The following is a 10263-nucleotide window of genomic DNA, read 5'->3' as shown; positions in this document are numbered from 1 at the left end:
AGCGCCACCGCGAGCGCGGCCAGGTCGCGGGCCTCGATGCCACCGCCCGCGCCGTGGCCGAGCGCGAGGACCGCGCGGGCGGCGCGGGCGCGGTGCCAGGTGACGCGGGCCTCGCCCGCTGGGGTAGCGACCGTTTCCACCGACCGCTCGGGGGACGGGGACGCCGTGCGGGACGGGGACGCTGTGCGGGCTGTGTGTGCTGTGCGTGCTGTCATCAGAACAGCGTCTCCTCCTCGGGTGCCTCCAGCTCCGTCAGCAGCTCTGGTCCGTTGTTCTTCACACTGCTGACCGCGGTGCCGACCGGATAGGCGCGCATCAGGCCGCCGGGCGGCGGGGCGAGCAGGGCGCCGAGCATGTCGGGGTCGGTGGTGGCCGGGTCGAGCCAGGCGTTCCAGCGGTCGGGGGTCATCATCAGCGGCATCCGGGGGTGGATGTCGGTGAGCGAGCGCGGACCCTCGCCCGCGTATCCGGCCAGGGTGTCGGTCTCGGCCGCCGTGGTGATCACCGTGCAGGTGGCCCACCAGGCCCTCGGGTGGTCGTCGGGCAGCGTCCGGTCGCGCCAGAACTCGTACAGCCCGGCCATCGCCATCACCGAGCCGTCGGCGGGCGTCACGAAATACGGCTGCTTGCGGGACCGCTTCTTCCTGCCCTGCTCCTCCAGCGCGCGCTCCTCGGGCGCGGTCACCCACTCGTAATAGCCGTCGGCGGGTATCAGGCAGCGCCGGGCGGTGAGCGCGCGGCGGAAGGACGGCTTCTCGTGCACCGTCTCGGCCCGCGCGTTGATCATCTTGGCGGCGCCCTCCGGCGACTTGGCCCACGACGGGACCAGGCCCCAGCGCAGCACGCGCAACTGTCTGACCGGTTCGGGGGAACCGGAGTCGCGCACCGGACGGTCAAGCACCGTGTAGACGTCCTTCGTCGGCGCGACGTTCCAATCGGGGGCGATGGTCTCGGTGGGGTCCCACTGACGGACTTCAAAGAGTCCTGCGAGATCCTCTGGTTTCCGGCTCGCCGCATATCGACCGCACATAGGTGCCAGACTGCCACGACCGTGGACCCGAACGGCCCACTGTTCGCCCTTTCGCAAGCCCCCGCCACGCCCACCGGCACTCCCCCCGCCACTCCCGCCGGTACTCCCCGGCACTCCCTTCCGCAGCCCCCTAGTAGCAAGGACTGGCCACGTCATGAACGTCGCGAGCGTCACCGAGATGTGGGACCGGCTGACGGGGACACAGCCCGATCCCTCGCGCTGGCTGATCGGCGCGACGGCGCTGATCGCGCTGGCCGCCGTACTGCTGCGGCGGGTCTGGCACGTCACGCGCAACGCGGTGACGATCGCGCACGAGGGCGGCCACGGGCTGCTCGCGCTGCTGACCGGGCGGCGCCTGGAGGGCATACGCCTGCACTCGGACACCTCGGGCCTGACCGTCTCGCGCGGCAAGCCGCACGGCGTGGGCATGGTGCTGACGGCCGCCGCCGGGTACACCGCGCCGCCGCTGCTGGGCCTGGCGGGCGCGGCGCTGCTGGCATCCGGCCACATCACCGCGCTGCTGTGGGGCGCGACGGCGCTGCTGCTGGTCATGCTCGTGATGATCCGCAACGCGTACGGGGCGCTGACCGTGGTGGTCACCAGCGCGATCTTCCTGCTGGTGTCCTGGCTGACGAAGGCGCAGGTACAGGCGGCGTTCGCGTATCTGGTGGTGTGGTTCCTGCTGGTCGGCGGCGCGCGGCCGGTCGCCGAACTGCAACGTACGCGGCGCCGTGAGCGCTCCGGCACCTCGGACGCCGACCAGCTCGCCCGGCTCACGCACACTCCGGCCGCCCTGTGGCTGCTCCTCTTCTACGCGGTCGCGATCTGCTCGCTGGTGGGCGGCGCCCGCTGGCTGCTCCTCCAATAGTCGCGGTGACCGTCATAACGGGGGCGACGGGAGCGACGGAAGTGACGGGGAACATCCACCGTGACGGCCGTGGCGGGCCCGACGGAGAGAACGGCCGGCGAACGGGGGCAGACCGGCGCACAGACCCGCGGCACTGGCCCCTCGCACGAGCCCGGCGCACGACCCCGGCGCATGTGGCCGAGAGTGACGGCACCTGTTTCCGGCAGATTTCGCCGCATTCGGCGTCCTATCTCCCTGTGCCTGAGCCACTACGCTTGGGCCCCATGAGCGACAGCACCGCGCAGACCGCCCTCTGGCCGGCCCCGACCGCGCCCCGCGCCGTGGACGCGACCGTCACGGTGCCCGGCTCGAAGTCGGTGACCAACCGCGCTCTGGTGCTCGCCGCGCACTCCACGGAACCCGGATGGGTGCGCCGTCCGCTGCGCAGCCGCGACACGGTCCTGATGGCCGACGCGCTGCGCGCCATGGGCGTGCAGATCGACGAGACGGTCAACCCGTCCGGCGGCGAGGCGTGGCGGATCATCCCGGCCGGGCTGCACGGCCCCGCGCGGATCGACGTCGGCAACGCGGGCACCGTGATGCGTTTCCTGCCGCCGGTCGCCGCGCTCGCCGACGGCCCGGTCCGCTTCGAGGGCGACGCGCGGGCGTACGAGCGTCCGCTGCACGGCGTGATCGACGCGCTGCGCGCGCTGGGGGCCAGGATCGACGACGAGGGCCGCGGCTCGCTGCCGCTGACCGTGAACGGCGCGGGCTCGCTGTCCGGCGGAAGCGTGTCGGTGGACGCGTCGTCGTCCTCGCAGTTCGTCAGCGCGCTGCTGCTGTCCGCGCCGCGCTTCAACCGGGGCCTCGAACTGCGGCACACCGGCCGTACGCTGCCGTCCCAGCCGCACATCCGGATGACCGTGGACATGCTGCGGAAGGCCGGCGCCAAGGTGGACGCCCCGCAGGACGGCGGCGCGCGCAATGTGTGGCGGGTGGCGCCGAGCGCGCTGCTCGGCCGGGACCTGACGGTGGAGCCCGACCTGTCCAACGCGGCGCCGTTCCTGGCCGCCGCGCTGATCACCGGCGGCCGGGTGACCATCCCGGACTGGCCGCGCCGCACCACCCAGCCGGGTGACGCGCTGCGCACGCTGTTCACCGCGATGGGCGGCTCGTACGAGCTGACCGAGCAGGGGCTGACCCTCAGCGGCACCGGCCGGGTGCTCGGCGTCACCGCCGATCTGCACGAGGTCGGCGAGCTGACCCCGGTGATCGCGGCGGTCGCGGCACTGGCCGAGGGCGAGAGCGTGCTGACCGGCATCGCGCATCTGCGGCTGCACGAGACCGACCGGCTGGCCGCGCTGGCCAAGGAGATCAACGAGCTGGGCGGTGACGTCACCGAGACCGAGGACGGCCTGCGCATCCGGCCGACCCCCCTGCACGGCGGGGTCTTCCACACCTACGAGGACCACCGGCTGGCGACCGCCGCGGCCGTCCTGGGCCTGACCGTGGCCGGTGTCCAGGTGGAGAACGTGGCGACGACCGCGAAGACCCTCCCCGAATTCCCCGAGCTGTGGACGGCGATGCTCGCGGGCCGCGCGCCCGCGCCGGGGATCTCCACGCCGGGCGCCGTCACACCGGGCGCCGCCGTACCGGAGACAACGGACACGGCGGATACGGCGGATACGGCAGACGTGGCGGACGTGACGGATACGGCAGACGTGGCGGACGTGACGGATACGACAGGCGCGGCGGATACGACAAACACAGCGGACACCACCGCACCGGGCCGGGGCTGAGGACCGCCGTGCGCCGCTACGGAAAGAACCCCGACGAGGACGACGTCAGAGTCCGCCCCAACGCCAAGGGCAACCGGCCGCGCAGCACGATCAGGCCCAAACACGAGGACGCCGCCGAGGGCATGGTGCTGACCGTGGACCGCGGGCGGCTGACCGTGCTGGTCGACGACCGCGAGGTGGTCGCGATGAAGGCCCGCGAACTGGGCCGCAAGTCGATGGTGGTCGGCGACCAGGTCGCGGTCGTCGGGGACCTGTCGGGCGCGAAGGACACCCTGGCGCGGATCGTACGGATCGAGCCGCGCACCTCGGTGCTGCGGCGGACGGCCGACGACGACGACCCGTTCGAGCGGGTGGTGGTCGCCAACGCCGACCAGCTCGCGATCGTCACGGCGCTGGCCGACCCCGAGCCGCGCCCCCGGATGATCGACCGCTGCCTGGTCGCGGCCTTCGACGCGGACCTGAAGCCGCTGCTGGTGCTCACCAAGTCCGATCTGGCCCCGGCCGCACCGCTGTTGGAGACGTACGGCGCACTGGACCTGGCGTATGTGGTGACCAACAGGGACGACTTCCTGACCGGCGGGGTCGACCAGATCCGCGAGCGGCTGGCCGGGCATGTGACGGCCTTCGTCGGCCACAGCGGCGTCGGAAAGACCACGCTGGTCAACGCGCTGGTGGAGCGTCAGCGCACCACCGGCTCGGTGAACGCGGTGACCGGGCGCGGCCGGCACACCACCACCTCGGCGCTCGCGCTGCCGCTGCCGGGCGACACGGGATGGGTGATCGACACCCCGGGCGTACGGTCGTTCGGCCTGCACCACATCGATCCGTCGCGGGTCATCCACGCCTTTCCCGACCTGGAGCCGGGCACCGAGGAGTGCCCGCGCGGCTGCTCGCACGACGAGCCGGAGTGCGCGCTGGACGCCTGGGTCGCGGCGGGGCACGCCGAGCCCGCCCGGCTGGACTCGCTGCGGCGGCTGCTGGCCACCCGCGAGCGGCGCGAGGGAGACTGACGCCCTTTCGGCGACCGGAGGGGCGGTTTCCGGGCAGGCTGTGTGATGATCGACAGCGCACACAGGTTTCGGAGACGGAGTGGGAACGGGAGGCACCCGATGGCCTGGCTGCTCGTGGTGGTCGCAGGCATCCTTGAGACGGGGTTCGCGGTCTGCCTCAAGCTGTCGCACGGCTTCACCCGGATCTGGCCGACCATCGCCTTCGCCCTGTTCGCGCTGGGCTCCTTCGGTCTGCTGACGCTGTCGCTGAAGAAGCTGGACGTCGGCCCGGCGTACGCCGTCTGGACCGGCATCGGCGCGGCGGGCACCGCGATCTACGGCATGATCTTCCTCGGCGACATCGTCTCCACGCTGAAGATCGTGTCCATCTCGTTCGTGATCGCGGGCGTCATCGGCCTCCAGATCTCGGGCTCGGCGCACTGATCGCGCACCGATCCCGCGCTGATCCCGCGCCGATCCCGCGCTGACCCCGCGCCGACCCCGCGCCGACGGCTTACGGGCGGCGCCCCCCCCCCGGAGTCCGCGCGGCCGGGTCCGCGCCGTTACGGCTCCTCCCCCGTCGCGGGCCACGACAGCAGGCTGCGGACGAGCTGCGCCACCCGCAGGCACGCCTCCTCGTCACTGGCGGCGGGCGCGATCACGTACGACAGGGTGAGCCGGATCGCCGCCTCGCAGGCCCATCCGATGTCCTGGGGCCGCAGCCGCGGGTAGCCGCGGACGAGCGCGTCGACCGTACGGGCCTTGAGCGATTCGACCAGCCCGCCGTCGGCGCCGGTGAGGGCGGCGGCGACCACCGGGCTGCGCCGGGCGGACAGCAGGGTCCAGCCCGCGGCGCCCGCGAAGCACTCCCCCGCGTCCGCGCCGACCCGGCCCGCGGCGGCCAGCTCGCGGTCGACACCGGCCAGATATCCCTCGGTCTCGCGCCGGGCGAGGGCGCGCGCGAGCCCTTCCTTGCTGCTGAACTCGTTGTAGAGGGTCTGCCGCGACACCCCGGCCGCCGCCGCGACCTCGACCATCCGTACGGCTTCCCAGGGCCGGTCGCCGAGCGCGGCGAAAGCCGCGTCCAGGAGCGATTCCCGCGCTGTAGGCATCCTTGCCTCCAAGGCGCCACGAGGTGTCCGCGCGATGACGCGGACGGCGGCCGTGCGGAAAGAATTGACGCGCTGTCCTGGTCTGTCAAGGTTCCGCGCAGGGCGGAGATGACCGGGACCAGGCGAGATCGCTACTGTTCGGCTTATGCCCGAATTCAACGACGATCTGCGCCTGGCCCACGTGCTGGCCGATGCCGCCGACGCCGCGACCATGGCCCGCTTCAAGGCGCTCGACCTCAAGGTCGAGACCAAGCCCGACCTGACGCCGGTGAGCGAGGCGGACAAGGCGGCCGAGGAGCTGATCCGGGGCCAGTTGGCACGGGCGCGCCCGCGTGACGCGGTGCTCGGCGAGGAGTACGGCAGCCGGGGCGCGGGGCCGCGCCGCTGGGTGATCGATCCGATCGACGGCACCAAGAACTACGTGCGCGGGGTTCCGGTGTGGGCGACCCTGATCGCCCTGATGGTCCGCGGCGAGCAGGGCGACGAGAGCGTGGTCGGCGTGGTCTCCGCGCCCGCGCTCGGCCGTCGCTGGTGGGCGGCGAAGGGCGACGGCGCGTACACCGGCCGCAGCCTGTTGTCGGCGACCCGGCTGCACGTCTCGGGCGTGAGCCGGCTGGAGGACGCGTCGTTCGCGTACTCCTCGCTCAGCGGCTGGGAGGAGCGGGGGCGGCTCGACGGCTTCCTGCACCTGTCGCGCAACGTCTGGCGCACCCGCGGCTACGGCGACTTCTGGCCGTACATGATGGTCGCCGAGGGTTCGGTGGACATCTGCGCGGAACCCGAGCTGAACACGTGGGACATGGCGGCCAACGACGTGATCGTGCGCGAGGCCGGCGGTCGCTTCACCTCGCTCGACGGCGAGCCGGGCCCCTTCGGCGGGAACGCGGCGGCCTCCAACGGCCTGCTGCACGAGGAGCTGCTGGGGTACGTGGGCGGTTCGGACGGCGTCGCTTAGCAGGTCGGAGCGGCGCGGCGGGAGCTTCGCGCGCCCCCTTGCCGGTCCTCCGGGGGCGTGTGACTATGAAGGTGCCCCCGCTTGTGAACTTGTGAAACCGTTCACGCGAGCGTCTCCCGGCTCGCCGGACGGCGGTCCCGTGTGAGGGCTTCACACAAGGAGGTGCCCGCCCATGCTGGTCCGCGACGCGATGAGCACGGTGGTACTCACCATCGGCCCCGCCCACACCCTCCGCCAGGCCGCCCAGTTGATGTCCGCCCGCCGAGTCGGCGCGGCCATCGTCCTCGACACCGACACCTGCGGTCTCGGCATCCTCACCGAGCGCGACGTCCTCGACGCGATCGGAGACGGTCTCAGCCCCGACCGCGAACTCGCCCACGCCCACACCACGACCGATGTCGTCTTCGCCGCCCCGCAGTGGACCCTCGACGAGGCCGCCGCCGCCATGCTGCACGGCGGTTTCCGTCACCTCGTCGTCCTCGAAGGCCGCGATCCGATCGGCGTGGTCTCCGTCCGCGACATCATCCGCTGCTGGTCCGGGCAGCGTACGCCGACGCCGTCCGCGACCGCCGCGACCCCCGCGACAGCTCTGACCAGCGCGTAACGCGCCTCAGGGTTCCGCACGCGGACGCGCAGAAGAGGCCGGAGCCCTTTGGCGTCCGGCCTCTTCGGCCAACGGCGAGCGACGGGTCAGGTGCGGAGGGCCTGGACCGCTGCCTCCAGTCGCTTGCCGTAGTCGGGGTCGGCGCGGCGGAAGTTGTCGACGGCGCGCTCGACGACGTCCTCGCGGGTGACCTTGGCGATGAAGCCCGCCAGGTTGTCGATCAGCCGGGTCTTCTCGTCCTCGGACATGAGCCGGTACAAGGTGCCCGCCTGCCCGAAGTCGTCGTCCTCAGCGTGCGACGGCGCGGCGGAGTACTGGGTCGCGCCGGACACCTCGACGGGCTCCCACAGCGGGCGGCCGGTCTCGGCCGGGCCGCCGAAGCTGTTCGGCTCGTAGTTCTTGGCGCCCTGGTGACGGCCGTCGTAGAGGGCGCCGTCCCTGCTGTGCGTCCGCGCCTCGGTGGCGTGCGGACGGTTGACCGGCAGGTGGTCGGCGTTGACGCCGACGCGGTAGCGGTGCGCGTCGCCGTACGCGAACAGGCGGCCCTGGAGCATCTTGTCCGGGGACGGGCCGATGCCGGGCACGAAGTGCGCGGGGCTGAAGACCGACTGCTCGACCTCGGCGAAGACGTTCTCCGGGTTGCGGTTCAGCTCCAGCCTGCCGATCTCGACCGGCGGGTAGTCCGCGTGCGGCCACACCTTGGTGAGGTCGAAGGGGTTGAAGCGGTACGTGGCCGCGTCCGCCGCTGGCATGATCTGCACCTGCACGGTCCAGGACGGGAACGCGCCGCGCTCGATCGCCTCGCGCAGGTCGCGCTGGTGGGAGTCGGGGTCCATGCCCGAGACCCGCACCGCTTCCCCGGTGGCGAGGTTCCTGATCCCCTGGTCGGTCTTGAAGTGGTACTTGACCCAGAAGACCTCGCCGGCCTCGTTGTTCCACTGGTAGGTGTGCGAGCCGTAGCCGTTCATGTGCCGGTAGCTGGCCGGGATGCCGCGGTCACCGAAGAGCCAGGTCACCTGGTGTGTCGACTCCGGGCTGAGCCCCCAGAAGTCCCAGACGTTGTCCGCCTCCTGCGAGCCGGTGTACGGGTCGCGCTTCTGGGTGTGGATGAAGTCGGGGAACTTCAGGGCGTCCTTGATGAAGAACACCGGGGTGTTGTTGCCGACGAGGTCGTAGTTGCCCTCCTCGGTGTAGAACTTCAGCGCGAAGCCGCGCGGGTCGCGGACGGCGTCGGCCGAGCCGAGGTTGCCCGCGACGGTGGAGAAGCGCAGGAACGTCTCGGTCCGCTTGCCGACCTCGGACAGGAACTTCGCCCGCGTCCAGCGCGAGACGTCGCGGGTCAGCGTGAAGGTGCCGTACGCACCGGCGCCGCGCGCGTGCACGACCCGCTCCGGGATGCGCTCGCGGTTGAAGTGCGCGAGCTTCTCCAGCAGGTGCTGGCTCTGGACGAGCACCGGGCCGCCGAGGCCCGCCGTCTCACTGTTCTGGTTGTCCGCGACCGGCGCCCCGGCCTCCGTGGTCAGCGCACCGCCTTGCGGACTCGTGGTCAGCGGACCCGTCTCCTGAACCGTCACGTGCTTCTCCTCCAGATCGTCCGGTCCCCCGGCATGCCCATCGGCTCGCGCCGGAGCCGATCCTACTCTGGACAATGTCTAAGTCAAGAAGAGAGCCAATAGAGGATGGGAGTCAGGAACAGACCCTTTCGATCCAGGTTGCCCCGCTGTTACGCTGACCCGCATGAGCGACCTGCTGGAACGACTGCGCGAACGCGGCTGGCGGCTGACCGCCCAGCGGCGCGTGGTGGCCGAGGTCCTCGACGGCGACCACGTCCATCTCACCGCCGACGAGGTGCACGCGCGTGCCATCGCACGGCTGCCGGAGATCTCCCGCGCCACCGTGTACAACACGCTGGGCGAGATGGTGAGCATCGGCGAGGTCATCGAGGTCGCCACCGACGGCCGCGCCAAGCGCTACGACCCCAACGCGCACCGGCCGCACCAGCACCTGGTCTGCTCCCACTGCGGCACCATCCGCGACGTCCACCCGCACGGCGACCCGCTCGCGGCCCTCCCCGCGACCGAACGCTTCGGCTTCGCGGTCCAGGCGGCCGAGGTCACCTACCGGGGACTGTGCCCGGACTGCTCGTAGGCACGGTCCGCTCGCACGCCCTGCCGCCGATCCGCTCGGCGGCCCTGCGTACGGCCGGTTCCGTACGGGTCCTGCCGACCCACAAGGTCTCCACCGGGACGTCGGCCGGCACCCGGGCCAGCGCCTCGAAGACCTCGCGTGCCACGCCCGGGTCGGGGTCGGTCGCCAACGGGCCGAGCAGGCCGACCAGTTCACCGGGCTTGGCCAGCCGCCCGATCGCGCGGGCGGCGGCCCTGCGCACCATCGGCGGCCAGTTCTCGGCCTGGTCGCGCTCGCGGGGCCCGAGCAGCCGCGTCAGCAGCGCCGCGTCGGAGGCGTCCCCGCACTCACCGAGACCGGCCGCCAGTCCCGCGGCGAGCCGGGGCGCGGTCGTCCTGCCGACCTTGCGGAGCTGCCTGCGGTAGACGTCGGCGGGCGGCTCCCCGCGCCGGTACAACTGCCAGCGGGCCTGCGCCCGTACCATCCTGGCCCGGTCGGCCAGCGGCGCCACCAGCCGCGTGGCTGGCACATCGCCCGGCAGCGCGGCCACCGCCAGCTCCCGTACGCCCGCGCCGCGCGCCCACATCAGCCGGCCCGCCTGGTCGGGGTCCAGCTCCAGCAGCCGCTGGGCGCAGAGCCTGCGGCAGACCTGGTCGCGGTCGTGCAGCGCGGTCCGCAGCAGGTCGCCGCGGACGTAACTGCCGAGGTCCAGGGCGAGTTCGACGCCGAAGCGGCGGGCCAGCGGGTCGGAGTCGGCGGCCAGCGCCCGCACCGCTCGGCGGTGCGGGGGCTCGCTCAGC

At 72.4% G+C, this 10263-nt stretch carries 11 protein-coding genes and 1 pseudogene; 7 read left to right on the top strand and 5 right to left on the bottom strand.

Annotation, left to right across the window (positions count from 1 at the left end; all coding sequences use genetic code 11):
• Both BGM09_RS23055 and BGM09_RS23050 read right to left on the bottom strand, forming a co-directional pair.
• Positions 1-215, bottom strand: a pseudogene (locus tag BGM09_RS23055) (hypothetical protein); the annotation flags it as partial.
• Positions 215-1030 (bottom strand): SOS response-associated peptidase, encoded by an 816-nt coding sequence (locus tag BGM09_RS23050; RefSeq protein WP_188283585.1) that lies wholly within the window; start codon positions 1028-1030, stop codon positions 215-217. The gene BGM09_RS23050 and the pseudogene BGM09_RS23055, both read right to left, overlap by 1 nt.
• Positions 1031-1184: 154 nt before the next feature.
• Here BGM09_RS23050 and BGM09_RS23045 point away from each other — a divergent pair, with 154 nt between their 5' ends.
• The 4 genes from BGM09_RS23045 to BGM09_RS23030 all read left to right on the top strand — a co-directional run bounded on the left by BGM09_RS23045 (position 1185) and on the right by BGM09_RS23030 (position 5109).
• Positions 1185-1898, top strand: coding sequence for a M50 family metallopeptidase (locus tag BGM09_RS23045; RefSeq protein WP_188283584.1), 714 nt, complete (start codon positions 1185-1187; stop codon positions 1896-1898).
• 263 nt (positions 1899-2161) lie between these two features.
• Positions 2162-3676, top strand: coding sequence for a 3-phosphoshikimate 1-carboxyvinyltransferase (gene aroA / locus BGM09_RS23040; RefSeq protein WP_188283583.1), 1515 nt, complete (start codon positions 2162-2164; stop codon positions 3674-3676).
• An 8-nt stretch (positions 3677-3684) separates the two neighbouring features.
• On the top strand, positions 3685-4686 hold the full coding sequence (rsgA, locus tag BGM09_RS23035) for a ribosome small subunit-dependent GTPase A (RefSeq protein WP_188283582.1): 1002 nt from the start codon (positions 3685-3687) through the stop codon (positions 4684-4686).
• A gap of 99 nt (positions 4687-4785) precedes the next feature.
• A complete protein-coding gene (locus BGM09_RS23030) occupies positions 4786-5109 on the top strand; it encodes a DMT family transporter (protein WP_188283581.1) in 324 nt (107 codons plus the stop codon).
• A gap of 119 nt (positions 5110-5228) precedes the next feature.
• Here the strand turns inward: BGM09_RS23030 and BGM09_RS23025 are convergent, their stop codons facing one another.
• Entirely contained in the window at positions 5229-5777 is a 549-nt protein-coding gene (locus BGM09_RS23025) for a TetR family transcriptional regulator (protein ID WP_188283580.1), read from the bottom strand.
• A gap of 145 nt (positions 5778-5922) precedes the next feature.
• Here BGM09_RS23025 and hisN point away from each other — a divergent pair, with 145 nt between their 5' ends.
• Positions 5923-6732 (top strand): histidinol-phosphatase, encoded by an 810-nt coding sequence (gene hisN / locus BGM09_RS23020; protein ID WP_188283579.1) that lies wholly within the window; start codon positions 5923-5925, stop codon positions 6730-6732.
• A 172-nt stretch (positions 6733-6904) separates the two neighbouring features.
• Positions 6905-7336, top strand: a complete 432-nt coding sequence (locus tag BGM09_RS23015; protein WP_188283578.1) for a cyclic nucleotide-binding/CBS domain-containing protein — start codon at positions 6905-6907, stop codon at positions 7334-7336.
• 86 nt (positions 7337-7422) lie between these two features.
• On the opposite strand, the gene BGM09_RS23010 is transcribed toward BGM09_RS23015, so the two are convergent.
• The gene (locus BGM09_RS23010) at positions 7423-8910 is read right to left on the bottom strand and encodes a catalase (protein WP_411158360.1); all 1488 of its coding nucleotides are present in this window, start codon (positions 8908-8910) and stop codon (positions 7423-7425) included.
• A 163-nt stretch (positions 8911-9073) separates the two neighbouring features.
• Between BGM09_RS23010 and BGM09_RS23005 the strand changes: the two genes are divergently transcribed.
• The gene (locus tag BGM09_RS23005) at positions 9074-9484 is read left to right on the top strand and encodes a Fur family transcriptional regulator (RefSeq protein ID WP_188283577.1); all 411 of its coding nucleotides are present in this window, start codon (positions 9074-9076) and stop codon (positions 9482-9484) included.
• Here the strand turns inward: BGM09_RS23005 and BGM09_RS38570 are convergent.
• A partial coding sequence (locus BGM09_RS38570) for a HEAT repeat domain-containing protein (RefSeq protein WP_188283576.1) occupies positions 9450-10263 on the bottom strand: 814 nt, incomplete at its 5' end. The genes BGM09_RS23005 and BGM09_RS38570 overlap by 35 nt on opposite strands.

Source organism: Streptomyces sp. CBMA29 (assembly GCF_014596445.1).
Classification (GTDB): Bacteria; Actinomycetota; Actinomycetes; order Streptomycetales; family Streptomycetaceae; genus Actinacidiphila.
This window is presented reverse-complemented; position numbering and strand designations above follow the sequence as displayed.